This is a genomic window from Alicyclobacillus sp. ALC3 (assembly GCF_028751195.1).
Taxonomy (GTDB): domain Bacteria; phylum Bacillota; class Bacilli; order Alicyclobacillales; family Alicyclobacillaceae; genus Alicyclobacillus_L.
Genome location: NZ_CP066784.1, coordinates 2,478,424 through 2,503,754, shown reverse-complemented (window position 1 = coordinate 2,503,754; position 25,331 = coordinate 2,478,424). Strand labels below are relative to the sequence as shown.

Genomic DNA, 25,331 nt, shown 5'->3' with positions numbered 1-25,331 from the left:
ATGGCGCTATCACACATTCGGTAGCGCCATATTGGCGCTATGAGTCCATTACCGCCAATATGGCCGAAGACAACTCAGCCTCCGAGGCGCCAAGGCCCCTATGCAACGCCCATCGACTTCCCACTACAACCCATGCTGCTGCATGCGGTACTGCAGGGTCTGGCGCGGCAGGCCGAGTTTCTTTGCTGCCTGGGCCACGTTGCCGCCAACGGCGATGAGGGCGCGTTCGATGATGACGCGCTCGATCGCGGTCTGCACGCTCGGCCAAGCTGGTACGGCCGCGTTAAGTCCTTGCCCGCCGAGTCCTTGTGCCGCCAGACCTTCTTTCTCCCCTACCGCTGCGTCCCCAAGCCCAGTCCACAGCGCGTCAAGGCCAGTTTCCGCCAGCCAGGGCACCCACTCGCGTCCCACCGCCGCGCGACCCAGCCCGCCACCGCCGCCTGCCACCGCCGCACCAAAGGCCGCCGCGCGACGCAGCTCGTCCCCGCCGTCGCCACCGCCGCCTGCCGCCGCACCGAAGGCCGTCGCACCGAAGGCATCGGCGTCGGCGTCCGCCTCCAGCCGCTCACGCAGGTGAGCCGGCAAGGCGTCGCCGTCGATGTCGCCGAACGACACGAGGTTCATCGCCGCCTCGATGGCGTTTTCGAGTTCGCGCACATTGCCGGGCCACGAGTACTCTGCAAAGAGGTGCGCAACGCGCGGCGTGATACCTGTCACTTCGCTCGCGAAGCGAGCGTTCCACTTGGTAATGAAACGCTCGGTCAGCAGACCCATGTCACCGCGGCGCGCACGTAGCGGGGGAATGTCGAGGCGGACGACGTTGACGCGGTAGTACAAGTCGCGTCGAAGGGTGCCGTCGTCGACGGCGGACTCCGGAGTCTGGTTCATCGCCGCGATCACGCGGACATCGAGCTTGCGCACACGCGTGTCGCCAACGCGCATGACCTCGCCCTCCTGCAGCACGCGGAGCAGCTTCGCTTGCAGTTCGAGCGGCATCGACTGGATTTCGTCTAGAAACAGCGAACCGCCGTCTGCGAGTTCAAACATGCCCGGTCTGTCTTCCGATCCCGTAAAGCTCCCACGCACCGTGCCGAAAAGAATGCCTTCGAGCAGCGTCCCCGGCAGCGCGGCGCAGTTCAGCGCGAGAAATGGCGCTTCGCGACGCGGGCTGGCGTTGTGGATTGCCTGCACGAGCAGCTCTTTACCGGTGCCGGTCTCGCCGTAGACGAGGATGGGGGATGCAGTGCGCGCTGCGCGCGCTGCCCGACTCTTGACGTCTTCCATCCGCGGGTCGCGCGTCAAAATATCGGAAAACGTGTAGCTGGCAATGTGCGACGTGGTGTCCGGTTGGCCGCGGCGGCGCGGCTTGCGCGCACCACCGAGAACCTCCGCTTGGAGGGCGAGGACTTGATCGGAGAGGCGGCGAACCTGCGTGAGGTCCTTCGCGATCTCAAGTGCTCCAACGACCTGCCCATCAACGCGGATGGGCAACGTGGCGTTCACGGTGTGCACCGTGACGCCGAGGAAATTGGTGTACGTCTGCGGCTGATTGTGAATGCTCTGGCCGGTGCGCAGCACTTGCAACAGCGTGCTTGTGTTCTGCCCCAGCGAAGGAAACACCGAAAGGACGTGACGACCAATCACGTCCGCAGCCGACAAGCCGTCCATCCGGGCGGCCGCTCCGTTGTAGAAGATGGTCACACCGTCAATGTCGACCGCGTGGATGCCTTCATCGATGGTGTCAAGAATGGCGGTGAGCCACTGCTCATTGACCTCTTTGCTTGGCATGGGGGTTCCCCTTGTGCCGATTTTTTGGCGATCGCCGATTTTTCGGCACAGAATCCTCCGTCAGATCCCGCCCGTTTTCCGGCACCAACGCCTCGCTTGTCTCATACTTCGCCGCTGCACCGCTCTGTCCCTGCGCCGCCAGCAGAGCTTTCGCACGCTTGTAGAGGATCGCACCAAACCGCCCACTCTGCGCGGTGGTCCAGTCGCCAAATTGACCCTCTGCGGCGCCAGGTCCGCCCAGTTCCTGCGCAACTTCGTAGCGCATCGCTTCCATCAAGTTACGCAGGGCGAGGCCGTCGCGCGCGTCAGCGTTGCTGGTGCTGTCGCGTTTCGGCTCCGCCCGGCGGGACGTCACGTGAACGACAGCAGCGCTTCACGCACCAGCTTCGCGGCCAAGATAGGCGTTTGTTCCGACGGGTCGAGCGGTGGCGAGACCTCGACCAGGTCGAAGCCGACGACCTGCAGCTCGCGCAGCAGTTCCATCGCCGCCAGACCTTCGCGCGACGTGATACCGCCAGCTTCCGCGGTGCCGGTGCCAGGGGCGTCAGCGGGATCAAACACATCGATGTCCCACGTCACGTAGACAGGCACACCGCGCAGTTCCGGCAGAACCTTCTTCAGCGGCTCGACGACATCGAACGGGTGGAAGTGCGTGTTGGCGCGGGCGTACGCCCACTCTTCGCGGCTGCCCGAGCGAATCCCGAACTGATACACCCGCTCTGGCCCGATGCCGCGACAGACTTTGCGGATGACGGTCGCGTGTGAGTTTTCCTCGCCCTCGTAGTGCTCGCGCAGGTCGGCGTGGGCGTCGATGTGGATGACGCGCAGGTCCGGGTGCGCTTCCCAAGCGGCGTGGATTGAGCCGATGGACGCCAAGTGCTCGCCACCGAGGCCAAGCGGAAACTTGCCCGCTCGAAACAGCGTCGCCACGTAGTCGTAAATACGCTCCACGCTCGCCGCCGGGTTGCCAAACGGGAGCGGGATGTCACCGGCGTCGAAGAACGCGATGTCCGACAAGTCGCGGTCGACGTACGGGCTGTACTCCTCAAGTCCGAGCGACACCTCGCGGATACGCGTGGGGCCAAGGCGCGTGCCGCCGCGAAACGACACCGTCCAGTCCATCGGCATCCCGTAAATCACGGTCTTTGCGCCCGCAAAGTCCTGCGATGCGCCGATGAAGATGTTGCCGGAGTAAGCGGGATTGAACGTGTGTCCAGACGCTTCGCCAGGAAGCCAACTGCTCATCAGCGCGTCAACTCCTGTACGAACGGCGGCAACGCGAGCGCTCCCTTGTGCACTGCGTTGGTGTAGTACTTGGTACCGGATACGCGGCACTCTGTCACGGCGTTCGGGTCGTACTTCTTGCTACCCATCGTAAAACTCCACATACCAGTCGGGTAGGTGGGCACAAAGGCGAGGTAGAGGTGCGTCTGCGGGAACACTTCGGAGACGTCCTTGTAGACGCTGCTAATCAGCTTCGCATTGGCAAACGGCGATTCGGTCTGCGCGACCATGATGCCGTCGTCTTTGAGGGCGCGATGGACGCTCTGGTAGAAGTCTTTGGCAAAGAGTCCGACAGCCGGGCCAATCGGGTCTGTCGAGTCAATGAGGATAATGTCGAACTCGTTCGGATGGTCTTCCACGTATTTGATCCCGTCCGTCACCTGCACGTCCACTCTCGGGTCGGACAGACCGCTCGCGATGTGCGGAAAGTAGGTTTTGGACGCCTCGATGACGCGCCCGTCAATCTCGGCGAGCACCGCCTTCTCAACGGATGGGTGCTTGATAATTTCGCGGATGACACCGCCGTCACCGCCGCCCACAACCAACACCTTCTTCGGGTTGGGGTGCGTGTGCATCGGGACGTGCGAGAGCATCTCGTGGTAGACAAACTCATCTTTGTCCGTCGTCATGACACAGCCGTCGAGCACGAGCAGCCGCCCGTACTCAACCGTTTCGACGACATCGAGCGTCTGAAAGTCGGTCTTCTCGCTATGTATGATTTGCTTAATGCGCAGGCCAATCGAAAGGTTATTGTTCTGGTATTCGGTAAACCAAAAGTGTGCATCTGACACGGGTTGGACGCCTCCCTTAAGTCGCGTATCGCCCTTGGTCCAAGGCCAAGGGCATCCCCATTATAGAGGTAGTTTGCGCAGATGATCAAAAGGAATGGCGGCAAACAGTCGAATTCACGCGCAGTGCATGGAGACAAGCGGGTGTGCGCATACTAACGGCGACTTTGCCAGTAAGACTGGCGCGGCTCTCGCAGGATGCGCGAGAGGCGATGAGGAGGGCCAGAAGGATGTCGTACGAGCCGACCCAGATGGAAGCGCCTGCCGCCGACGGAACGTACCGCAGCCCGTGGTGGCGTAAACCCGACGTCTGGGCGAAGGCTTTTGCCCTGCCGCTTGTTGCAGGCTTTGGCAGTATGACGGCGCTGCTTCTAGTATTGCGCGCAACTCCGCTTCCCGCCACCAATGACGCGAGTCCAACCAGAGTCGTGACGGCGTCAGGGAAAACGCTCGCCGTTTGGTCCCTACGGGCGGCCCGCGGCGAACAAACGTCTCTCTCCGACATTCCGAGCGACCTTCAACACGCGACCATCGCGGTCGAAGACACGCACTTCTACCAACACCGCGCCTTCGACTTGCCAGCGACGGTGCGCGCGCTGCTCGTCGACGCGCGGCACGGACACATCGTAGAAGGCGGTTCGACAATCACGCAGCAACTCGCCAAAAACCTCTTTCTCAATCAGGACCGGACCGTGACGCGCAAGTTTAAAGAAGCGTTGTTCGCGATGCAGTTGGAACTGCACGAGTCGAAGAACGCAATCCTCGAACAGTACTTGAACGTCGTCTATTTCGGACATGGCGCGTACGGAGCAGGGTCAGCGGCCGTGTTGTACTTCAATAAACCTGTGCAGGACCTGAACTTAGCGGAGTGCGCAATGCTCGCTGGCCTTCCAAACGGTCCGGGCCTGTACTCTCCGTTTGTCGACTTCCACGCAGCTAAGGAGCGCCAATACGTCGTCTTGATGCGCATGGTCAAAGCTGGCTACATCACGCGCAACGAGGCCGTCGCTGCCTACCGGGAACCGTTGCACCTGTCGACCCTGCGCACCCCGCCAGTCAAGGCGCCCTACTTCACGTCGACCGCGATTGAAGAGGCAGAGCGCCGCTACAACCTGACAAGCGAGGATTTGTACAAGGGTGACACGACGATTGTGACGACGCTCGATCCCGTTCTTCAAGAAGCCGCCGAGCGCGCCATCGCCACGACTCTGCCGAAGAACAGCCACTTGCAGGCGGCGGTGGTCGCGCTCGACCCTGAGACCGGCGCCGTCTTGGCGCTCCAAGGCGGCCGCGACTACGAGACTAGCGCCTACAACCGGACGTTCGCGGAGAGACAGCCGGGATCGACCTTTAAAGCGATTTTGTACACAGCCGCGCTCGAACACGGCTGGCAGCCGTCGCGCGAAGTGCAGAGCGAGTTGACCACGTTCATCTACGACCGCGAGAAACAGTACACGGTGCACGACTACGGCGACTTTTACGCACACCACCCGCTGACCCTGCGCGAAGCAATAGCGCGATCGGACAACGTGTACGCCGTCACAACCAACCTCGACATTGGCCCCTTCGAGGTCGTCCGCGCGGCGCGCGAGATGGGGATCACGACTCCCCTCGAACCGTACCCGTCGCTCGCGCTCGGCGTGTTTCCGACCAGTCCCTTGCAGATGGCAACCGCCTACGCTGCGCTCGCGAACGGCGGCTTCCGCGTCGACCCGTACACGGTGAGCGAAGTCCGCGACGCCCACGCCACGCAAGTGTGGCAGACGACACCGAAAAAGACCCGCGTGGTAACGCCGCAAGCGGCGTTCCAAATGAGTGACTTGATGCAGAGCGTTTTCCAACCGGGCGGCACGGGCTACGGGGAACGCCACTACCTGCGCGGCCCGGCTGCAGCGAAAACGGGCACCACGGACTCCGACGCCTGGATGGTCGGCTACACGCCGCGCGTCGTCTGCGCGGTCTGGGTCGGCTACGACGATGGACGCGCACTGACACTGGATGAGTCGCACCTCGCCGGCCCAGTCTGGGCGAAGTTCATGGGCGTGGCGCAACAGCACATTCCCAGCGGCTGGTACGCACCGCCCGGTGGCGTCGTGCAGCGAACGATCGACCCGGCAACCGCCGAACTCGCAACCCCCGCCTGCCACAACCGCGAGACCGACTGGTTTTTGACAGGCACCGAACCGACCCAGTCGTGCTCCCTGCACAAGGTAGCGGTCGACCCGGCCCCGGGCTCTCACATGCCGCCGCTGCCTGCGTGGCTGCGCCGGTGGTGGTAGGGAGGACGCAGAGGCATGCGGAGGACGCGGAGGACGCGGAGGACGCGGAGGCATGCGGAGGCACGCGGAGGACGCGGATGGAACGGATGGAACGGATGAAACGGATGGAACGGATGGAACGGATGGAACAGCCGAGGTCGGCGATTGGCCGTGCCGGTGTTCGGCCTCCCGCCTGTAGCGACACCAGCGTCGCTGCAGCACCCGCGTCCGGCCGCGACTGCCGCCGCGAGGGGGATTTTGTCGCTAATGGCTGCGCGGGAGGCGCGACATTTTCAACATTGCGTTCCGCACGTTGCCACAGAATCTGAGAGTTTCGAGCCGTCCGTGTCGCTAGCGATAACATCGCCAAGTGTCAGCGCCAGTCATATGTCGATTTAGATCACATAGCCGAGCCTTGCTGCCTGCTATGTGTCGATTTCGATCACATAGCCGAGCCTTGCTGCCTGCTATGTGTCGATTTCGATCACATAGCTGAGCCTTGCTGCCTGCTATGTGTCGATTTCGATCACATAGCCGAGCCTTGCCGCCTGTCATGTGTCGATTTCGATCACATAGCCGAGCCTTGCCGCCTGTCATGTGTCGATTTCGATCACATAGCCGAGCCTTGCCGCCTGTCATGTGTCGATTTCGATCACATAGCTGAGGCTTGCCGCCTGTCATGTGTCGATTTCGATCACATAGCCGAGCCTTGCTGCCTGCCATGCGTCGATTTCGATCACATAGCCGAGCCTTGCCGCCTGTCATGTGTCGATTTCGATCACATAGCTGAGCCGTAGGCACCGTCATGTGTCGATTTCGATCACATAGCCGAGCCTTGCTGCCTGCTATGTGTCGGTTTCGATCACATAGCCGAGCCTTACCGCCTGCCATGTGTCGATTTCGATCACATAGCCGAGCCTTGCCGCCTGCCATGTGTCGGTTTCGATCACATAGCCGAGCCGCAGACCCCTCCATGTGTCGATTTCGATCACATAGCCGAGCCGCAGACCCCTCCATGTGTCGTTTTCGACCACATAGCCGAGCCTTGCCGCCTGCCATGTGTCGATTTCGATCACATAGCCAAACCGCACGCCCCTCCATGTGTCGATTTCGATCACATAGCTGAGCCGAAGGCTCCGCCACGCGGTTGATCCCGCCGCCTGACGTGTCGTTTTGTCGCTAATGGCTGCGCGGAAGGCGCGCAGCGACATTTTGCCCTTCGCCGCCTGTCCGTCCCTGCATCCCCCCGCCTGCAGCGACACCTGCGTCGCTGCAGCCACCCGTCACCGTCACCGTCACCGTCACCGTCACCGTCACCGTCACAGCCTCAGCCTCAGCCTCAGCCTCAGCCTCAGCCCTCAGCCTCAGCCTCAGCCTCAGCCTCGACGGTTCTGTGCTACAATTGGGCAAACAACCGCTGAGGCGGAGGCCGGAGCGGACAGAGCGAGAGGTGTCCAGTCGTGGAAAGCCGTTTGTCGAGTCGCGTTCGCAACATCACTCCGTCAGCCACCGTCAGCATGGACGCCAAGACGAAGGCGTACATGCGCGAAGGGCAGCCAGTCATCAACATGAGCGTCGGCGAGCCTGACTTTGACACACCCGTCGCGGTCGCGTTTGCCGGCATGCAGGCCATCGCCGACGGCTACACCCGTTACACGCCCGCGGCCGGTAGCCTCGATTTGCGCCGCGCCGTCGCCCGCAAGTTGATGACCGAGAACCAGCTGTCCTATGCGCCCGAGCAGATTGTGCTCTCGTCCGGCGCGAAGCACTCCCTCTACTACGTGTTTCTTTGCCTCTGTGATCCCGGTGACGAAGTCATCTTCCCCGCCCCCTACTGGGTGTCATATCCTGAGCAGATCCGCCTCGCAGGCGCAGTGCCCGTGATTGTCTCGTGCGATGAGCGCACTGGCTTCAAGATGACCCCCGACCAACTCGAGGCCGCGATCACGCCAAAAACGAAGGCGGTGCTCCTCAACTCGCCGTCCAACCCGACCGGCGCAGTTTATTCGGAAGAAGAGCTGCGCGCGCTCGGCGAAGTGTTGCTGCGTCACGACGTCTACTTGGTGACGGACGAGATCTACGAGCGGCTCGTCTACGGTGTCGAACACAAGAGCCTGCCGGCACTCGTGCCCGAGTTACTATCGCGATCGATCGTCGTCAACGGTTTCTCGAAAGCGTTCGCGATGACCGGCTGGCGCCTCGGTTACGTCGCCGCCCCGCCAGATATCGCGAAGGCGCTGACCAGCCTGCAGAGCCATGCGTCCGGCAGCCCTTCGACAATCTCGCAGCACGCCGCCCTCGTCGCCTTTGACTCGTTTGATCCCGCCATGGTTCACGAGTTCGAACGCCGCCGCGACACGCTTGTGGCTGGCCTAGATGCACTACCTGGGATCACGTGCGTACTCCCGGACGGCGCATTCTACGCGTTTCCAAATGTCTCGGGCCTGTTCGGCAAGACCTTCCATGGCAGCGGTCCGCATAGCGGCAAGGTGTTGGAGACAGCCGACGAGGTGTGCGAAGCTCTACTCGAGAGCGAGTGGGTCTCCACCGTTCCTGGCGGTGCATTCGGCTCTCCACAAAACATCCGATTGTCCTACGCGGTTTCGTACGAAGAGGTGGAAGAGGCGCTCGAGCGCATCGGCCGCTTCGTGAAGTCCCTGAAGTAGAAACGCGCTCTGAAGTACAAACTCGCGGACACGTCGATTGACTCCGACCGCGCCTGCCTGCATGTCTGACCGGGCATGCCTGACCCGGCGTATCTGACCCGGCGTATCTGACCGGGCATGTCTGACCCTACGTATCTGACAGCAGCAAACAATATTAGGCCCCGCTCAACAACCGCAGGCTTTTGCGGAGAAGCGGGGCCTCGCTGCATACATAGTCGAGCGAACGCTGGCAGAGGTTGCTACGGGTGTTGTTCGCCTTCGGGATCAAACCATGCTTCATCGTTTTCAAGCCGTATGTAGCCGGCCCGGTCGAGTTCCTCCATAACCTCGAAGATGCTGTCGCGCTTGTCATCCGGGAGTGCGCGGACGAACTCGTTGATGGCCTGCGCCGGTTGCAGCTGCGTAAAGTGAACGCCGCCGTATTTGGCGTGAAGGGAACGCTCCACCTGATCACGCATATCTACCTCACCTCCCCCATCTTTTCAGTCCGTAGTCTACGCCCCTTATCCAGTCGCTATCCGAACGCAGAGGGGCAATTTGGAGATGAGGCGCGACACGCCGATGCCGACCGTGAAACGGATTTTGAGGCGCAGTCCGAAGCGGCACGCGCAACGTGACTGCCCGAGGCGGTCGCCAAAGGTGACTGCGTGATCGCCCCAGACTAGTCCGGTAATGTTCCCAACGTGACTGCCAAAGGCGTTCGCCCGGTCAAGTTCTCCGCACCATTCTTACGCTGGGCCATAAGATGGGGTAGCGAGAACTTGTGGGTTGGGGGGTGGAACCATGGGCACACGCAGATCCCGCACGACACCTACACAGCGCCTGCGCCAACTCGAACGACAGCTGAGAGCGCTCGATGCAACCGCGAAGCCAAGTCCAAAGGTTCGCGGAGCGCTCATAAACGACATCCGGTTAGCAAAAGGCAACCCACCGCGGCAGGCAGCCAAGGCACCGGCGCGTGCGCCTGCGGGGCGGACGGGAAAAACGGGATCGGGCAAACGTCCTGGAAACGCCACTGGACTTGCGAAACGCCAGCCCAAAGGCGGTTCCAAATCGACAGGGACGGGTAACGCACCGGCGTCCAAGTCCAAAACCAGTTCACTGTCGCAGCTGCTGTCACCGAAGAATTTGCAGGAGTCGCTAAAGACAGTCGGAAACCTGCGCGGGACCGTAAAGAACTGGATGAGGTACTTGCAGCAAGCCGACCAAATGCTTGACACCTTTTATGTGACGTCCAACTCCCTCAAAGAGAGCGGCGTGCTCGACAAATTGGTGAAATACAAGGGCAAGAACTTGACGACCGAGGACTTCACCAGCATCCTGGTCGCGCTCATGAACTCGCCGATTGGCGGGCAGATCTTCAAGGGATCCGGCGATGACAGCGACAGTTCAGGCGGGTCGACAGAAACCCAGAATCCGACCCAATCCGCGCAAGGTCAACCTGCCAACGGCCAGGGTGGGCAGAGTAGTCAGGGTGGGCAGCCTGGGCAAGGTCAAGGAGCGGGAGCGGCTGGTGGTCAAGGCCAGCCCGGCGCAGGCCAGGGCGGCATGGGGCAGGGCGGCATGGGGCAGGGCGGGCCGTACGGAGCACCGAACCCCTATGGCCAGCCTGGGCAGTGGGGTCAACCCGGCCAATGGATCCAACCGGAGCCTTATGGTCCTCCGCCCGGATACGGACAACCGCCGGGGTACGGGCAGCAACCGGGCTACGGGCAGCAACCTGGAGGGCAAGCCCCTGGGGGGCAGCAAGGGTGACGGGTGCGCCTGGCCGATTGCGCTTTGAACGTTGGCCCCTGTTTCCCAGACACCGCCGCTGCAGATTGTCGGCATGCACACTGTCCAGTCGCTGATAGCGCCATTATGGCGCTATCTCCTTCGTGGTTTCGACCGTTAGCGCCACTTTGGCGCTATTCACCCTGTTACCGCCAATATGGCGCTATCCCCTGTCGCGATCCCGACCGTTAGCGCCACTTTGGCGCTATTCACCCTGTTACCGCCATTATGGCGCTATCTCCTGTCGCGATCCCGACCGTTAGCGCCACTTTGGCGCTATTCACCCTGTTACCGCCATTATGGCGCTATCCCCTGTCGCAGCTCCACCGTTAGCGCCACTTTGGCGCTATTCACCCTGTTACCGCCAATATGGCGCTATCCCCTGTCGCGATCCCGACCGTTAGCGCCACTTTGGCGCTATTCACCCTGTTACCGCCACTTTGGCGCTATCTCCTGTCGCGATCCCGACCGTTACCGCCACTTTGGCGCTATTCACCCTGTTACCGCCAATATGGCGCTATCCCCTGTCGCAGCTCCACCGTTATCGCCATTTTGGCGCTATTCACCCTGGCCAGTCGCTGATAGCGCCATTATGGCGCTATCCCCATCGTGGCCCCGCCCCCGCCGTGCCACCCAACCCGTGCCACCCCGCCCCGCGCGTCCAACCCACGGGCTGCCCAGCCAGCGGCGACGCAAAACAGCCCGGCCCAAGGGACGTGATCCCCTAGTGCCGGGCGCACTCACCGTGACGGAACTGCGATACCACAGTAATCAGTCATCGCTCAGCTATTCTAATAAACAAACGAAGCGCCAGGCTTCGCTGACTCCGACTTCATGAAGAAGCGAAGCGCCAGGCTTCGCTTACTTCGACTTCGGGACGAATTTCTTGATCTCTTTGACGGTCTTGTCGTCGATGTTTTGGCCGTACTTCTGGACGAGTTCGTCGACGTTCGCATTCGGGCCGTTCTTTGTGGCGTCCTTGTAGGCGTTCACAAACTGCTTAATCCGTTGCTCCGGAACCGGGAGCCCCAACTTGCTGGCGAAGTTCTTCGCGAGGTTCTCGACTTCGTTCGGATTCTGCCACTGGTCCGGCTTGACCTTCTTGACGTCGTCGAGGATCTCGAAGATCGCTCGCCGCTTCCCGCTCAGGTTGCTCTTCAGGTTATCAAAGCCAGAGGCTTGTTTCTGACCGGCTGCTGCAACGGGTTGGTTTGCTGCGAGCGGAGGACGATTCGTCGGTTGTGTCGTGTTCTTTGCCGCACCTTGCTTCAGTTGCCGACGAACACGCTTGACTGGTTTCTTCGGCACGGTTTCCCCTCCTCTGTCCCATTCGCCCCTATAACGGGGGCCTCCCCATACTGTATGGCGACACTCTCTCTTGTGCCTCTCGAAATCTGGAATTCGGGCGGTTTGTAGTGTAAAATCAACGCTTAACATGAAAGGAAACTGGTCATGAACAGACGACAACGATATACTATGGCGCTCCTGTTCGGGGCGCTCTCGGGCCTTGCCCCGCTGTCGATCGATATGTACCTGCCTTCTCTCCCCACACTCGCGCGGCAACTGCACACAAACGCGTCATTCGCACAGTTGAGCCTGACCATGTGTTTGCTCGGTCTGGCGCTCGGGCAGTTGGTCGCCGGGCCACTCAGCGACCGCTTCGGACGGCGCAGACCGCTTATCGTCGGGATGGCTGTGTACACCGTCACGGCGTTTTTGTGCGCAATAGCACCTTCAGTTTGGCTTCTGATCACGATTCGCCTGCTGCAGGGGCTGTCCGGGGCGTTTGGCATCGTGATCGCACGGGCAGCGACGCGCGACCTTTACTCCGGTACTGAGTTGACGCGGTTTTACGCGCTGTTGATGCTCGTCAGCGGTGTTGCACCGATCGCAGCGCCGGTCATCGGCGGGCAGTTGCTGCGGTTCACCAGTTGGCGCGGGGTGTTTGTGGTGCTCGGTGTGGTGAGCATCGCCATCACAGTGTCCGTCATCGCGTTTCTGCGCGAGACGTTGCCCCAAGGCAAACGTTCGTCGGGCGGTGTGGGGCACGCGTTCGCGACGTTCGGGCGACTGCTGCGCGACCGCGCGTTTATGGGCTACGCCAGTTCACAGGGGCTGGTGTTCGCGGCGATGTTCGGGTATATTTCCGGGTCGCCGTTTGTGTTGCAGAACATGTTTGGGATCTCGGCGCAGATGTTCAGCGTGGTGTTTGCCGTGAACGGTGCGGGCATCATCCTGTCGAGCCAGGTGGCTGGGCGACTGGTCGGGAGGTACACGGAGCGGTCCATCCTAAAAGGTGGACTTGCGCTGGCAGGTGTGGCCGGAGTGGTGTTGCTCGGCGTAATCGTCATCCACCCAAGCCTGTTTGGCGTCATCGTGCCGCTGTTCTTCGTCGTCAGCAGCGTCGGCTGCGTCTCCACGACGGCGACTTCGCTGGCACTGCACAGCCAAGGCAAAGCGGCTGGTAGCGCAGCGGCTCTAATTGGCGTCCCACAGCTACTCGCCGGTGCAGTGGTTGCGCCGTTCACCGGCATCGCGGGGAGTCATGCGGCAGGGCCGATGGGTATTGTGATCGCGGTGTGCGAGATCGGCGCTGTCCTCAGTTTCGTCCTTCTCAACCGGCGGGTTCGCGGCGTCGATGCAGGGCAGAACGCACTCGGCCTATAGGGTTCAACCGGCGCGCGTCCAAGGCGCTGCTCATCACGGCCACCAACCGGCGCGGTGGCTCTGTCGCAGCGTTCGGGGAAATGATGTTCATTTCCCCGCCGTGCCCGTTCGACATTTCCCGGGAAATGTCGACCACAATCGTGTTATTCCCCAAACATTTCCCACGCACTTGAGGGACGACCACGACGCCGCTCGACACGCATCTACAAGCCGTTCCGGCCCTACAAGCCGGTCCGCCCATACAGCCGTCCCGGCCCTGTCTTGACTTACACAGACTTCATCGATAAGCCCAATCGGCCGCGGGCCACGTCGACTTGTGTGACACGAACTTTGACAATGTCGCCAACCGCCACGACGTCGGTCGGATGCTTGACGAAGCGGTCCGAGAGTTGGGAAATATGGACGAGGCCGTCGTTTTTGACGCCGATGTCGACAAACGCGCCGAAGTCGACGACGTTGCGGACCGTGCCCGTCAACTCCATGCCAACCGAGAGGTCCTCGAGCTTCAACACATCCGTGCGAAGAATTGGCGCTGGCACATCGTCTCGCGGGTCCCGACCTGGCCGCTCGAGCGCTTCCAAGATGTCGCGCAAGGTCGGGACGCCAACGCCGACGTCCGCGGCCAACTTCTCGGCAGATTCCGCACGCAATCGGCGCAGCCACTCCGAGCGAGCAGCTGTGTCCACGAGCACCGCCTGTGTTTCTCCCGTCCGTTGCAACAACTTTGCGACCACGTCGTAGGACTCCGGGTGAATCGGCGTGGCGTCGAGTACGTTGTTGCCATCGACAACGCGCAGGAATCCGACACACTGCTCGAGCGTCTTTGGCCCAATGCGCGGCACGCGGGAGAGGGCTCTGCGGTCCCGGAAGCGTCCGTTCTCGTCGCGATACTGCACGATGTTCTTGGCTGCCGTCCGGTTGAGACCCGACACGTACGCGAGCAGACTCGGTGACGCCGTATTCACGTCGACGCCGACCCGGTTGACGACACTCTCGACCACGGTGCCCAGTTGTTGCCCGAGCTCTTTTTGCGACACATCGTGCTGATACTGGCCGACGCCGATGGACTTCGGGTCAATGCGCACCAACTCGGCGAGCGGGTCCTGGAGGCGACGAGCGATTGAGATCGCGCTCCGTTCCGACACGTCGAGGTCCGGAAACTCTTCCCCCGCGAGCGGCGACGCGGAGTACACGCTCGCGCCCGCTTCCGAGACCATCACATACGGCACCGTCTCCCCACTCACTTCCCGATAACGGCGGACGCAGTCGGCGATGAACGCCTCGGTCTCGCGCGACGCCGTGCCGTTGCCAATTGCGACGAGTTCAATTGTGTAGGTGCGAAACAGTTCAAGCACGCGAGCCGCCGCCTCATCCACGCGGTTTTGCGGCGGTGTTGGGTAGATCACGCCAACCTCCAGCAACTTACCCGTGTCGTCCACGGCGGCGAGTTTGCAACCAGTGCGATAGGCGGGGTCGACGCCGAGCACCCGTTTGCCGCGCAGCGGTGGCTGCAGAAGCAAGTGGCGCAGGTTCGTGCCGAAAATCTGAATGGCGTGCGCCTCAGCCTGTTCGGTCAGCACCGCCCGCACCTCACGGGCGACAGAAGGTGCGATCAGTCGCTTGTACGCGTCCGCGCACACCGCCTGACGCAGAGCGCCAACGCTGCCTTCACTGTAAGCAGCGCAGTCGGCCCCGGAACGACCGGCCACAGCATGGCCTGCGCCAGCCCGACGGTCGACGTGTCGGCGGTAGAGGGAGGCGAGAATCTCCTCCTCTGGCGCAGTGACTGACACGCGCAGCACCTCTTCACGCTCGCCACGGTTCATCGCGAGCACGCGGTGCGGCGGCAACTTGACCAGCGGCTCCGCATAGTCGTAGTACATCTCATAGACCGTTTCTGCAGCGGGATGTACCGCGGTACTCTGCATCTGCCCACGCTTGGTGGTTGTATCCCGTATGTACTGGCGGTTGTCCGCATCGTCCGCGATGCGCTCCGCGAGAATGTCGAGTGCACCCGCAACCGCTGCGTCGATGCTCGGCACTTCGCTGTCCTGTGCGACGTATTGTAGCGCCTCTTTCGCCACTGCGTCAGCGGTCGTCCTCGGGTCCGCCTGTTCAAGCCAGTTGGCGAGCGGCTCGAGTCCGCGGTCGCGCGCCACAGAAGCTCGCGTCTGGCGCTTCGGGCGGTACGGGCGATACAGGTCGTCGACCGCAGTCAGCGAAGTTGCTGCCGTAATCTTCGGCACCAGGGTCTGAGCGGTCGCTTCGTCCGCGAGCACACCTTGTTCCTGGAGGAGCCTGAGCACGTCGGACTTGCGCGTAAACAGATTCTGCTCCGACTCGTACGTCGCAGAAATGTCGCGTAGCTGGACTTCGTCGAGTTCACCCGTCATCTCCTTGCGGTAACGGGCGATGAACGGAATTGTGTTGCCCTCGTCCATCAGTCGAACGGCAGCACGTACTTGCTGCACTTTCAGATTCAAGGTCCGTGCGATCACGGCCGGATAGTCAGGGGTTTTCAACTCGTACAACTGAGATCGTCCTTTCTTGGCACATGTAACGCCTATTGTACACTGTCGGTCTGACCCGCGGCACACTACAGCGTCCTGTGTCCACATTCTTCATCCTCACGCTCTACGCCACGAAGGCCACTTGGCCTGAACCGATCGAAAGACGGCCACGGTTGCCCGTGGCCGTCTCCTCACAATGTAGCGGTTATGCACGCCAACAAATGCGCTTTGGCCAACCTGATTACTTCGCTGTCGCCACGTCCAACAGCGTTTGGAAGTCAGCATCGTGAAGTTCAATGCCTACAGCGGCCATGTTTTCCTCCAAGTGTGCGACAGACGACGTTCCCGGAATCGGCAACATGACAGGCGAGCGCTTCAGCAACCAGGCCAAGGCCAGTTGTGACGGTTTGACATCGAGCCGCTTCGCCATTTCGTCCAAAGGCCCACCTGCTTTCGCAAGCTGACCGGTCGCGAGCGGGAACCAAGGAATGAACGCAATTTGATGCGCTTCGCAGTAGGCTAAGACCGGCTCGGCGTCGCGCTTCGCGAGATTGTACAGGTTCTGGACGGACACAATCTGTGCGATTTTGCTGGCCGCCTCAATCTGTTCCACAGTGACTTCACTGAGGCCAATGTGGCGAATCTTCCCTTCCTCTTGGAGGAGTTTCAATTCACCGACCTGCTCCTCAAGCGGCACTTTAGAGTCAATCCGGTGCAACTGCAACAGATCAATTCGCTCAAGGCCCAAGTGGCGCAAACTGAGGTGCACTTGTTGGCGGAGATACTCAGGACGGCCAACCGGGCGCCAATCGTTCGGGCCGGAGCGGGTGAGTCCCGCCTTCGTCGCAATGACGAGGTCTTGCGGGTACGGATGGAGTGCCTTTTTGATCAGCATTTCGGAGACAAACGGCCCGTATGAATCAGCCGTGTCGATAAACGTCACATCGAGTTCCGTCGCGCGCCGGAGAACTCGTACAGCTTCCTCTGGGTCGCGTGGGTCTCCCCAGATTCCAGGCCCCGTCAACTGCATGGCGCCATAGCCAAGGCGATTCACAGTCAAATCGCCACCGATGGTGAAGCTCCCAGATTGTTTTGCAGACGTGTGTTCGGCTGACATGTGCATCCCTCCAACTCGCTTACTAATGTTTAGCACCAAACTCTAGTTTACCCGATCTTTCGCAATCCGCCAAACCCACGTCATCCGCCGGAAGCCCAAACTACCCAAGCCCAGCCGCCCGGACGCCCTACCCAAGCTTGACCTCGCGCACTACGCGTCCCGCGCGCGGGCCTTCAAAGCCCACAGTCACTGTCGATCCCGGTGTTGCCTTCACCACCCACTCCGCGTAGCCGCGCTGCGTGGTCTGTGGCGACCAAGTGCTCTGGCTGCCATAGCCGTCGAGGTGGCCCAACTCCACTGGTGACGACCCAGCCACGACCTCGACTCCAGCTGACGCACCCCGTGCAGACTCGCCACTCCCACCGCCGTCAAGAAACGCGCGCACGCCCTCAAGCAGCAGCTTTCTGCCTTTGTCCGTGCTTGATGTCGGCAGGAAACCAGCGTTCGAAACCTCGGCCACAATACGGTATCGGCGTTCACCAGGCTGCCCCGTGCCAACACTGCCGTCCCCGTCCCCGTCCCCGTCGAGCGCTTGGACTTCGACTGACAGGATTACCAGTTTCGCCGTTGATAAACCGAGCTTCGTGAGGAAAGCGCTCACGTTCACGCACTCCTCGCCGATCAGGTGTTCCGGGGGGTTTTGCAGGACAAACTTCGGGTCGAGACCGCCAATCTCCACCTGGCCGAAGTCCGGGTGCTCAAAGGCTGTCCACGCGAACACGCCCTTCTCGCCAACCTCGTGTTCGGCCCAGGCGTACACCTTGCGGTCGTCCTCCGCCTCTTCTTCCGGCGTCAGTTCCATTAACTTGCGCATGCCAACTTCACCGTAGCTGCGCGCTCCGGCCCGCTTTTCGAGGTCCCAAATTTCAAGCGTAAAACCAAGCACGCCGAAATGCTCATACATCCAATCGTCTGCGGCGCCCGGCATCAGCACTTCTTCGTGGCCGGTAGCAAACACCTTATAGTTCGATCCCGCATGATACCCGCTCACTTGCGCCCCCATCTCGGCAACGCGCGTGAACAGCGTGCGGTCTGTAACCGAAAGCACCGTGTCATCGCCGGTCGAAGGTTGCCGGAGAATCACGCCGCCTGTCGTGTGCAAAGCCACATAGGCCGCGATGTTTGGGTGCGCGTGGATGAAGTCGGCCAAGCCCCGAAGCTCTGGCTCGGACAAAGGGTACGGCCCTGACCCTGGCTGCCCAAATTCGCCAGCCCAGCGAATCGGGAAGTTCCGGTTGAAGTCCATCGCCGTACGGCGCGCGTTTTTCGCAGTTGGGAACGCTGGCAAGGCACCAGTCCGCGTGGTGCGGTCGATGCGGCCCTCCGGGAACACGTGGAAGTACTCGCCGCCGAATTCACCCGGACGGCGTCGGCGCATGACGCGCGGATCGACCTCGTCCTTCACAAACCCGCCGTCCTCCGCAGGGACGCGCATCTGCAGAATGTGTCCGTTGCCGTCGACGTCGTCGGGAATAAAACCATGCGGCGGCTCCGAATACGGATACGTGTGCGGACTCGAACGAAATCGAGCCGGCGTGGTCAGGTACAACTCGGCGCCATCGAGCGCAATGCGCGGGACAACGTACACGGTGTGTGCGTCGAGCAGTTCGGTTGCTTCCTTGTCGGTGCCGTAGTTTTCCAGGCACCAGGAAATCCAGTGCATCGCCACAGCGTTGCCCGCCACTTCGCCGGCGTGAATGTTTGCGTCGACGAAGACCGCCGCCTTATGCTGCGGCTCTCCTGTCGCGTGGTTCGTCAAGGTCACCCCTGCCATCTCCCGCCCCTGGCGGCTGTGGCCAATGACTTCGACCTGTATGAAGTTGGGATAGGCCGCCTGCATCCGGCGCAGTTCCTGCCACATTTCCTCGTAGGTCCAATATTTTGAAGCCAATCTTAGCACTCCTCTCTGGCTTGCCTCGCACACTACCAAGATAACAGAGAGGTGTATCAGCCCGCCAATCAGCGCGCAAGTCGAGGACCACCGCGAAAACGAGTACAAGAAAGGGCTGTCCCGCTGTGCAAGTAGCACAGCGGGACAGCCCCGTTTCAAACTCCCGTCCGAATCCTTACAGAAACACGGTCGTGTGCGGCGGGAAGTGAAACGTCCCCCCGACGACAATTACTCTCTGCCCTGCACTGAATGTCAGCTTCTGGTTGCGCGTGCCTTGGACAATTAGGGTCACTGTCGATGGAGTCGCGGTGGCAACGTAGACGACACGCCCGTCCAAGCCCGGCAGGCGCCTCCAAGTCTTACTAAAGTAAGCTGCCAGAATACGATTCGATACGGTGTTATTGCGAGTGATGGCCATTTAGCTTTTCCCCCTTTCCGTATCAGATAATCTATCGATACGTCAGGTAGGATTCCGGTGACATGGACAAGCGCAGATCGGGACCCTCTCAAGACTCGCAGTCTCAAAGCAGGCCGTTCGCCCTACTGATACGCTGGTTCTCGCAACAAGTCTGCCAATGTGGTCAGCAAGTAGCCTTCGCGACGAAACGTCTCGATAATGGACGGCAGGGCTTGAACGGTGTCCGCAAGCCCGCCTCGCCCGCCGGCGGAATGCATCAGAATGATAGAACCGGGTTCTGTGTGTGCGAGAACGTTCGCGACGACCTGTTCCTTGGTGAGACCTGACCAGTCAAGGCTGTCCACGTCCCAGTACAAGATTTTCATTCCGAGCGATACGACCTCAGCGATGACCTGATCGTTGATGGCTCCGTACGGAGGACGGAAAAAGCGGGGTTTCACATGGAGGATTTGCGAAATGAGCAGGTTTGTCCGCTCAATCTGCGACTTTGCTTCCGTCGCCGAGACTTTGGTGAAGTCTGGGTGGCTCCAACTGTGATTTTCAATATTGTGCCCTGCTTGGAAGATTTGTTGGAGTATCGCAGGGTTGCCCTGTACCATTTGACCGACGCAGGTGAATGTCGCCTTCACACTGTACTTGGCTAAAACGCTCAGAATAAGCGGCGTCCACACATTGTCTGGTCCGTCATCGAACGTTAAGGCGACTGCTCTGCGGTCGGACGGTCCGCGCAAAATCACCTCGTTTGGATACCGGGCGTGCCAGTCCACGTGTTGTGTGTGTGGCGGTCTTGCACTGGCGCGCTCCGGACCATGCTGAAACTGTGGGACTTGACGAAAAGGCCCATGGAAGGACATACACCCCACCTCTTTCGCCAGACGTCAGCCGGAGGTCGGGGCTAACGCGCCCGTTCCTCCGGTTTTTCAAGCAGATCGATCTCTTCCTCCACCCGTACCATCTGCGCCATGGCCACTTTGCGTGCGTCGCGGATGGCCTGGTTGTAGAGGGTGGGGCCGATGGCCGTGATCAGAAAGTCGAGCAGGTGCTCCGCAGCAAGCTCGCCAATCGATTCGTCTCGCTCCAACTCAAAGTAAGACTGAACACGCTCGATGAGAACCTTTTTTTGTTCGCGAGGAATCTTCCACACAGTCATTGCGCATCCCCCGCCGCCAAGTCTTCCGGCTCAAACTCTGTGAGAACCGCGTGGTGCGCGCCAGTGCGCTGGATAAACCAGGCCATCGCGAACGCTGCCACGCTGATGAGACCCGCAACGAGGAACGCGTCGTTCATCCCAAGCACACTCGCGTGGCGCACAGCGAGTGCGACCTGTGCTTGGCTTGGCGTCGGTGTGCCAAGAGCGCGCATCTGACTTCCCAGGTGCGCCTTCGTTTCACTCGTCATGACAGTGACGAGCAACCCCGTCCCAATGGCCCCAGCCACTTGCTGCATCGTGTTCGACATCGCCGTGCCATGCGGATTGAGGTGCTGCGGCAGTTGGTTGAGCCCGGCCGTCATCGTCGGCATCATCATCACCGACATCCCGAACATGACCAGAGCATAGAGAACCGCCATATACACAAACGAAGTCTGCAACGTGATGCGCGCAAGGCCGAACATCGCGACTGCGGTGACCAACGCGCCGACAACTGCAAGCAGCTTGGCGCCAATCTTATCGAATATCCGGCCCGTAATGGGCGACATGATGCCCATCAAGATGGCGCCAGGCAGCACCAGCAACCCCGACTGCAGCGACGTAAAGCCACGCATCGTCTGCAAGTAGATGGGCAGTAGCAGCATCGATGAAAACATCGCCATCATCATCAAGACCATAATCCCGGTCGTCAGTGAAAACATTGGGTAGGTAAACACGCGAAACTCTAGCATCGGTGCCCGAAGCCGGAGTTGGTAGACGACGAAGACGGTGAGCGCGACAAGAGCGACCGCGAGCGATGCAATGACAGTCCGACTGTCCCAACCTGCCGTCCCCGCACTACTAAATCCATAGAGCAACCCGCCAAAACCAACTGTCGAGAGCAAGACCGACAAAACGCTCACCTTCGGTTTCGACAGCGGCATCACGTTCTGCAGACTCTTGACGGCGAACAAGAGGTCGAGCAGCGCGATCGGCAAGACGATGAAAAAGAGCAGCCGCCACGAGTGGTGCTCAACCAACCACCCCGAGAGGGTGGGGCCAATAGCGGGTGCAAACGTGATCACCATTCCAATCATGCCCATGGCCGCCCCGCGCTGGTGCGGCTCGTAAATGGTAAGGACAACGTTCATCAAGAGTGGCAGCATGATGGCAGCGCCGCTCGCCTGGACGACGCGCCCGATGAGAAGAACTGCGAAGTCGGGCGAGATCGCGGCGATGAGCGTCCCAGCGGCGAAAATGCCAACCGCGCTGATAAACAGACTGCGCGTCGAAAAGCGCTGAATGAGAAACGCGCTAACTGGGATGAGCACCCCGTTTGTCAGCATGTACGCGGTCGTCAGCCACTGCGCTGTGCTGGCAGAGATAGTCATGTCGCGCATAATCTGCGGCAGCGCGATGTTGAGCAGCGTCTCATTCAAAATCGCGATGAAGGCGCCAACGACCATAACAGCCATCAAAAGTCGTTTGTTGACATGGAGTGCCTGTTCCTGCATCGGTGCGTTTCTCCTTTCTCTAACCTGTTGTGCTTGAACAGAATAGATGGTTTTGACGGATACTGTCAACGAAATCCCGTCGGATCGACACCGCAGTTACAACCTGCCCGCGACCTTTGTCTTGCGTGTCGTGAGCAGGATTCTGTCAGTCTTCAGCCGAAGGAAGTCTACGCAATTTTGAGACAAAGCAGATTCAAACGCCCCCGAGGGGGGTGCGTCGGGCCGAGGCCCGCAAGCCAGAAGGAGGTCAACCACGTGACGGACTGGAAAACGCACTTGGAGCAACACAAGGACGCCTACTTAGAAGAGTTGATAGAGTTTCTGCAGATCCCGAGTGTTTCCACGCTGGCTGCCCACCGCGAGGACGTCCGCCGCGCTGCAAAGTGGACTGCGAACCGGCTGCGCCGCGCAGGGATAGAGGATGTGCAAATAATGGAAACTGGCGGCCACCCGCTCGTCTACGCCGAGCGCATCGAGTCTGCGGATAAGCCAACCATCCTCTTCTATGGACACTTTGACGTGCAGCCGGCGGAACCGCTCGAACTGTGGACACACCCACCGTTTGAGCCGCACGTGGAAGATGGAAGAATCTATGCACGCGCCGCGTCTGACATGAAAGGAAACGTGCTGCTTCCCATTACCGCTTGTGAAGCCATCCTTCAAACCACCGGAGCGTTGCCGGTGAACGTGAAGTTTTTGATTGAAGGCGAAGAGGAAATCGGAAGTCCGTCACTTGGCCGGTTCGTCGCGGCACACAAGGACCTCCTGGATTGCGATTTGACGGTGAGCGCAGACGGAGGTATCGGCAGCAAGGAGGACCCGAAAATCGGGATCGGCAACCGCGGCCTCGCAGGGATTGAAGTGCGGGTACAGACGGCGAACATCGACATGCACTCTGGTGGCGGCGGCTTTGTGCCAAACGCTCTGCACGGCCTTATCAGCATCCTCAATTCTCTGCGCGACGAAGAAGGGCGCATTCTGGTGGAAGGGTTCTACGACGACGTGGAGCCGGTGAGAGAGCAGGAGCGCGCCTTGGTCAGCGAGTTAGCTGCCGGGTATGAACGGACGGCAGAGGCGGCGGGGATTCGCGCATCGTTCGGCGAACCGGAGTACTCGCCGACCGAGCGCGCTCTGGTGCGCCCGACGCTGGAGTTGAACGGCGTGTGGGGCGGGTTCCAGGGCGACGGCATCAAAACCGTGATCCCGCACGAGGCGTTCGCCAAAATCACCTGCCGACTGGTGCCGAACCAGGACCCTGCTGTGATTCGCGAGCAGGTCAAAGCGCACATTCGCCGCGTCACACCAGAATACGCGAGCGTCACCTTTACTGACCTGCCTGGTGAGGCGTTCGCCTACCGCCTACCGTCCGATGACAAAAGTGTGGACGCCCTGCAGCGCGTGCTGCTTGAGACGACTGGCAAGCAGGCTGGGTTTGGCATGAGTGGCGGTACGGTACCGGTGATGGGCCTGTTGCAACGGGCGCTTGGGGTCCAGACCGTGACTGTCGGCGCCTCCGGGGAAGACGAACGGGCCCATGCGCCGAACGAGTTCCTGCGCCTTGAAAACTTCTACCGCTTGCAGGAGATTTACTGCCTCTATCTGACGGAACTCGCTGCAGTCCTGTAAACGAAGCGGCGACGTTCGTGATTTCGGTGCTTGACCAGAGTCTGCGCCAAGTTGTTAGGCTCGACGCATGTAGGCACGCACAGTGATGGGTGCAAAGATGAGGACCACAACGGCTGCGCCAGCAAGCGAGATCGCGACATTACTCCCGATTGTGCCCGTGTTCGCGAGGTCACGCACGGCACTAACGAGATGTGAGATGGGGTTGATATGGACGAACCACTGTAGCCAGTTCGGCATGGTCTTGGTCGGCACAAACGCGTTCGAGAGGAATGTGAGTGGAAACAGAATCAGCATCGAGATGCCCTGAACGCTTGACGCCGTGCGAGCGATAACGCCGAAGAAGGCGAAAATCCAGCTGATTGCCCAGGAACACACAATCACGAGCACACCTGCAATGACCACGTTGCCAAATCCCCCGTGAGGTCGGTAGCCCATGACGTAGCCCATCACAAAGGTCAGCACCGTGGCAATGGTATAGCGCACTGTGTCGGCGAGCAACGCCCCTGCGAGGGGGGCGATGCGAGCGATTGGCAGTGATTTGAAACGGTCGAACACACCTTTATCCATGTCTTCCCGCAACTGAACACCTGTGACGACAGACGTCGTGATGACGGTCTGAACCAAGATGCCGGGAATAATGACAGGCAGGTAGTTTTGGACGTTTCCGGAGATTGCGCCGCCGAAGATTTCGGTGAACATCACGGTGAAGATGATGGGCACGAGGGTAACGTCGAACAACTGCTCAGGCGTTCGACGAATCTTCAACAAGCCGCGATACGCCATCGTGAATGAGTGCTGAAGGCTCAAACCGAGGCTCGGGTGCTGCCTCAAACTCCGCTCCCTGACTGGCGTAATGGTCTGACTGCTCATTGTCGATACGCCTCCTCAACAAGCGGGCGATTTGGCTCATCGTCATTGTTCTTCGCCGTGTCACCGTGGCCGGTAATGGTGAGAAACACTTCGTCCAGAGTTGGCTTCTGCACGCTCATCTCAGACAGCCCGATGCCCGCATCGCGAAGACAAACGAGCAGGTCCGTGACTCGGTCTGCATCGGTCATCGGCGCAGTGATTTTCCCAGCTGATGTCGATACGACGGAACGTGTATCAAGGGACTGTTCGACGAGGCGGCGAGCCTCAGCGGTCTGCTCGGGGTTGGAAATCTGCAGTTGCAGCGAAGACGTGCCGACGGACGCCTTCAGCTCGTCGGCGGTGCCTTCTGCGACCACGCGTCCATGATCGATCACGGCGATGCGGTCGGCGAGCTGGTCAGCTTCGTCGAGATACTGAGTCGTCAGAAGAACAGTCGAGCCGAGGCTCACGAGGCGACGGATTGTATCCCACATCTGTGCTCGGGTACGCGGGTCGAGACCGGTCGTCGGCTCATCGAGAAAAATCAGTGGCGGTTGCGCAATCAGACTTGCTGCTAGGTCGAGCCTACGTCGCATCCCGCCTGAGAACTTCTTAAGCGGCCGATTCGCCGCTTCAGTCAACCCGAACTCGTCGAGCAAATCAGTTGCCTTGCGATGTGCCTCCCGTCGGCTCAGACCGAGCAAGCGAGAGAAGATGACGAGATTCTCCATGGCACTCAGCCGCTCATCAACCGATGCATACTGTCCGGTCACGCCGATGAGCTGCCGAACAACGTGAGGTTCCTTAACTACATCGTGCCCAAACACGCGAGCTGTCCCACCATCCGGTCGCAACAGCGTCGCAAGCATGCGAACCGTCGTGGTTTTCCCGGCCCCGTTGGGACCAAGCACACCATAGACAGTGCCTGCGCGCACCTCGAGGTCTACCCCATCGACTGCGCGGTTGTCACCGAACACTTTCACTAGTCCACGCGCCTCAACCGCGAAGTTTGCCGAACCTTGGCCTGCCTCTGCCCCGTGCCTCTGCAACAAC

General features: G+C 60.5%; 22 protein-coding genes. 6 read left to right on the top strand and 16 right to left on the bottom strand.

Annotation, left to right across the window (positions count from 1 at the left end):
• Positions 1 to 123: 123 nt before the first annotated feature.
• The 4 genes from JC200_RS11890 to speE are packed head-to-tail and all read right to left on the bottom strand — an operon-like array spanning position 124 to position 3,863.
• Positions 124 to 1,788, bottom strand: a complete 1,665-nt coding sequence (locus tag JC200_RS11890; protein ID WP_274431916.1) for a sigma-54 interaction domain-containing protein — start codon at positions 1,786 to 1,788, stop codon at positions 124 to 126.
• Positions 1,766 to 2,143, bottom strand: a complete 378-nt coding sequence (locus JC200_RS11885) for a small, acid-soluble spore protein, alpha/beta type (RefSeq protein ID WP_274431915.1) — start codon at positions 2,141 to 2,143, stop codon at positions 1,766 to 1,768. The genes JC200_RS11890 and JC200_RS11885 overlap by 23 nt, the downstream gene beginning before the upstream one ends.
• Positions 2,140 to 3,033: an agmatinase gene (speB, locus tag JC200_RS11880; protein ID WP_274431914.1), complete on the bottom strand. Its 894-nt coding sequence runs from the start codon at positions 3,031 to 3,033 to the stop codon at positions 2,140 to 2,142. Before speB ends, JC200_RS11885 begins: the two co-directional genes overlap by 4 nt.
• A complete protein-coding gene (speE, locus tag JC200_RS11875) occupies positions 3,033 to 3,863 on the bottom strand; it encodes a polyamine aminopropyltransferase (RefSeq protein ID WP_274431913.1) in 831 nt (276 codons plus the stop codon). The genes speB and speE overlap by 1 nt, the downstream gene beginning before the upstream one ends.
• Before the next feature lie 227 nt (positions 3,864 to 4,090).
• Between speE and JC200_RS11870 the strand changes: the two genes are divergently transcribed.
• Together JC200_RS11870 and JC200_RS11865 are read left to right on the top strand one after the other, a co-directional pair.
• The gene (locus tag JC200_RS11870) at positions 4,091 to 6,139 is read left to right on the top strand and encodes a transglycosylase domain-containing protein (protein WP_274431912.1); all 2,049 of its coding nucleotides are present in this window, start codon (positions 4,091 to 4,093) and stop codon (positions 6,137 to 6,139) included.
• Between the two features lie 52 nt (positions 6,140 to 6,191).
• Positions 6,192 to 6,317, top strand: coding sequence for a hypothetical protein (locus JC200_RS11865; RefSeq protein ID WP_274431911.1), 126 nt, complete (start codon positions 6,192 to 6,194; stop codon positions 6,315 to 6,317).
• Positions 6,318 to 6,963: 646 nt separating this feature from the next.
• Here JC200_RS11865 and JC200_RS11860 read toward each other — a convergent pair.
• Positions 6,964 to 7,398, bottom strand: a complete 435-nt coding sequence (locus tag JC200_RS11860; protein WP_274431910.1) for a hypothetical protein — start codon at positions 7,396 to 7,398, stop codon at positions 6,964 to 6,966.
• Between the two features lie 180 nt (positions 7,399 to 7,578).
• Between JC200_RS11860 and JC200_RS11855 the strand changes: the two genes are divergently transcribed.
• The gene (locus JC200_RS11855) at positions 7,579 to 8,784 is read left to right on the top strand and encodes a pyridoxal phosphate-dependent aminotransferase (RefSeq protein ID WP_274431909.1); all 1,206 of its coding nucleotides are present in this window, start codon (positions 7,579 to 7,581) and stop codon (positions 8,782 to 8,784) included.
• Positions 8,785 to 9,023: 239 nt separating this feature from the next.
• Here JC200_RS11855 and JC200_RS11850 read toward each other — a convergent pair whose 3' ends face one another.
• Complete coding sequence (locus JC200_RS11850; protein WP_274431908.1) at positions 9,024 to 9,242, bottom strand: hypothetical protein; 219 nt, start codon at positions 9,240 to 9,242, stop codon at positions 9,024 to 9,026.
• A 325-nt stretch (positions 9,243 to 9,567) separates the two neighbouring features.
• Here JC200_RS11850 and JC200_RS11845 point away from each other — a divergent pair, with 325 nt between their 5' ends.
• Positions 9,568 to 10,539 carry a hypothetical protein gene (locus tag JC200_RS11845; RefSeq protein ID WP_274431907.1) on the top strand — a complete coding sequence of 324 codons (972 nt, stop codon included), beginning with the start codon at positions 9,568 to 9,570 and terminating at the stop codon, positions 10,537 to 10,539.
• Between the two features lie 879 nt (positions 10,540 to 11,418).
• Here JC200_RS11845 and JC200_RS11840 read toward each other — a convergent pair.
• Complete coding sequence (locus tag JC200_RS11840; protein ID WP_274431906.1) at positions 11,419 to 11,865, bottom strand: hypothetical protein; 447 nt, start codon at positions 11,863 to 11,865, stop codon at positions 11,419 to 11,421.
• Between the two features lie 168 nt (positions 11,866 to 12,033).
• Here JC200_RS11840 and JC200_RS11835 point away from each other — a divergent pair, with 168 nt between their 5' ends.
• Positions 12,034 to 13,224 carry a multidrug effflux MFS transporter gene (locus JC200_RS11835; RefSeq protein WP_274436531.1) on the top strand — a complete coding sequence of 397 codons (1,191 nt, stop codon included), beginning with the start codon at positions 12,034 to 12,036 and terminating at the stop codon, positions 13,222 to 13,224.
• A 266-nt stretch (positions 13,225 to 13,490) separates the two neighbouring features.
• On the opposite strand, the gene JC200_RS11830 is transcribed toward JC200_RS11835, so the two are convergent.
• The 7 genes from JC200_RS11830 to JC200_RS11800 form a co-directional block, all read right to left on the bottom strand.
• The gene (locus tag JC200_RS11830) at positions 13,491 to 15,755 is read right to left on the bottom strand and encodes a Tex family protein (RefSeq protein WP_443111820.1); all 2,265 of its coding nucleotides are present in this window, start codon (positions 15,753 to 15,755) and stop codon (positions 13,491 to 13,493) included.
• 220 nt (positions 15,756 to 15,975) lie between these two features.
• A complete protein-coding gene (locus JC200_RS11825; RefSeq protein WP_274431905.1) occupies positions 15,976 to 16,851 on the bottom strand; it encodes an aldo/keto reductase in 876 nt (291 codons plus the stop codon).
• Positions 16,852 to 16,978: 127 nt separating this feature from the next.
• On the bottom strand, positions 16,979 to 18,742 hold the full coding sequence (locus JC200_RS11820; protein WP_443111819.1) for a M14 family metallopeptidase: 1,764 nt from the start codon (positions 18,740 to 18,742) through the stop codon (positions 16,979 to 16,981).
• Positions 18,743 to 18,917: 175 nt separating this feature from the next.
• Positions 18,918 to 19,160 (bottom strand): hypothetical protein, encoded by a 243-nt coding sequence (locus JC200_RS11815; RefSeq protein WP_274431903.1) that lies wholly within the window; start codon positions 19,158 to 19,160, stop codon positions 18,918 to 18,920.
• Positions 19,161 to 19,282: 122 nt separating this feature from the next.
• Positions 19,283 to 20,014, bottom strand: a complete 732-nt coding sequence (locus JC200_RS11810) for a polysaccharide deacetylase family protein (RefSeq protein WP_274431902.1) — start codon at positions 20,012 to 20,014, stop codon at positions 19,283 to 19,285.
• Between the two features lie 41 nt (positions 20,015 to 20,055).
• Positions 20,056 to 20,310, bottom strand: coding sequence for a DUF2164 domain-containing protein (locus JC200_RS11805; RefSeq protein WP_274431901.1), 255 nt, complete (start codon positions 20,308 to 20,310; stop codon positions 20,056 to 20,058).
• Complete coding sequence (locus tag JC200_RS11800; RefSeq protein ID WP_274431900.1) at positions 20,307 to 21,803, bottom strand: DHA2 family efflux MFS transporter permease subunit; 1,497 nt, start codon at positions 21,801 to 21,803, stop codon at positions 20,307 to 20,309. Before JC200_RS11800 ends, JC200_RS11805 begins: the two co-directional genes overlap by 4 nt.
• 255 nt (positions 21,804 to 22,058) lie before the next feature.
• Here JC200_RS11800 and JC200_RS11795 point away from each other — a divergent pair, with 255 nt between their 5' ends.
• Complete coding sequence (locus JC200_RS11795; protein ID WP_274431899.1) at positions 22,059 to 23,429, top strand: dipeptidase; 1,371 nt, start codon at positions 22,059 to 22,061, stop codon at positions 23,427 to 23,429.
• Between the two features lie 54 nt (positions 23,430 to 23,483).
• On the opposite strand, the gene JC200_RS11790 is transcribed toward JC200_RS11795, so the two are convergent.
• Both JC200_RS11790 and JC200_RS11785 read right to left on the bottom strand, forming a co-directional pair.
• Positions 23,484 to 24,299: an ABC transporter permease gene (locus JC200_RS11790; protein WP_274431898.1), complete on the bottom strand. Its 816-nt coding sequence runs from the start codon at positions 24,297 to 24,299 to the stop codon at positions 23,484 to 23,486.
• Positions 24,296 to 25,327 carry an ATP-binding cassette domain-containing protein gene (locus JC200_RS11785; RefSeq protein WP_274436529.1) on the bottom strand — a complete coding sequence of 344 codons (1,032 nt, stop codon included), beginning with the start codon at positions 25,325 to 25,327 and terminating at the stop codon, positions 24,296 to 24,298. The genes JC200_RS11790 and JC200_RS11785 overlap by 4 nt, the downstream gene beginning before the upstream one ends.
• Between the last annotated feature and the right edge of the window lie 4 nt (positions 25,328 to 25,331).

What these genes read in the sequence shown, in the direction of transcription:
- JC200_RS11890 (WP_274431916.1), bottom strand. Translation starts at nt 1,788, where the DNA reads ATGCCAAGCAAAGAGGTCAATGAGCAGTGGCTCACCGCCATTCTTGAC.
- speB (WP_274431914.1), bottom strand. Translation starts at nt 3,033, where the DNA reads ATGAGCAGTTGGCTTCCTGGCGAAGCGTCTGGACACACGTTCAATCCC.
- JC200_RS11870 (WP_274431912.1), top strand. Translation starts at nt 4,091, where the DNA reads ATGTCGTACGAGCCGACCCAGATGGAAGCGCCTGCCGCCGACGGAACG.
- JC200_RS11865 (WP_274431911.1), top strand. Translation starts at nt 6,192, where the DNA reads ATGCGGAGGCACGCGGAGGACGCGGATGGAACGGATGGAACGGATGAA.
- JC200_RS11850 (WP_274431908.1), bottom strand. Translation starts at nt 9,242, where the DNA reads ATGCGTGATCAGGTGGAGCGTTCCCTTCACGCCAAATACGGCGGCGTT.
- JC200_RS11845 (WP_274431907.1), top strand. Translation starts at nt 9,568, where the DNA reads ATGGGCACACGCAGATCCCGCACGACACCTACACAGCGCCTGCGCCAA.
- JC200_RS11835 (WP_274436531.1), top strand. Translation starts at nt 12,034, where the DNA reads ATGGCGCTCCTGTTCGGGGCGCTCTCGGGCCTTGCCCCGCTGTCGATC.
- JC200_RS11825 (WP_274431905.1), bottom strand. Translation starts at nt 16,851, where the DNA reads ATGTCAGCCGAACACACGTCTGCAAAACAATCTGGGAGCTTCACCATC.
- JC200_RS11815 (WP_274431903.1), bottom strand. Translation starts at nt 19,160, where the DNA reads ATGGCCATCACTCGCAATAACACCGTATCGAATCGTATTCTGGCAGCT.
- JC200_RS11810 (WP_274431902.1), bottom strand. Translation starts at nt 20,014, where the DNA reads ATGTCCTTCCATGGGCCTTTTCGTCAAGTCCCACAGTTTCAGCATGGT.
- JC200_RS11805 (WP_274431901.1), bottom strand. Translation starts at nt 20,310, where the DNA reads ATGACTGTGTGGAAGATTCCTCGCGAACAAAAAAAGGTTCTCATCGAG.
- JC200_RS11800 (WP_274431900.1), bottom strand. Translation starts at nt 21,803, where the DNA reads ATGCAGGAACAGGCACTCCATGTCAACAAACGACTTTTGATGGCTGTT.
- JC200_RS11790 (WP_274431898.1), bottom strand. Translation starts at nt 24,299, where the DNA reads ATGAGCAGTCAGACCATTACGCCAGTCAGGGAGCGGAGTTTGAGGCAG.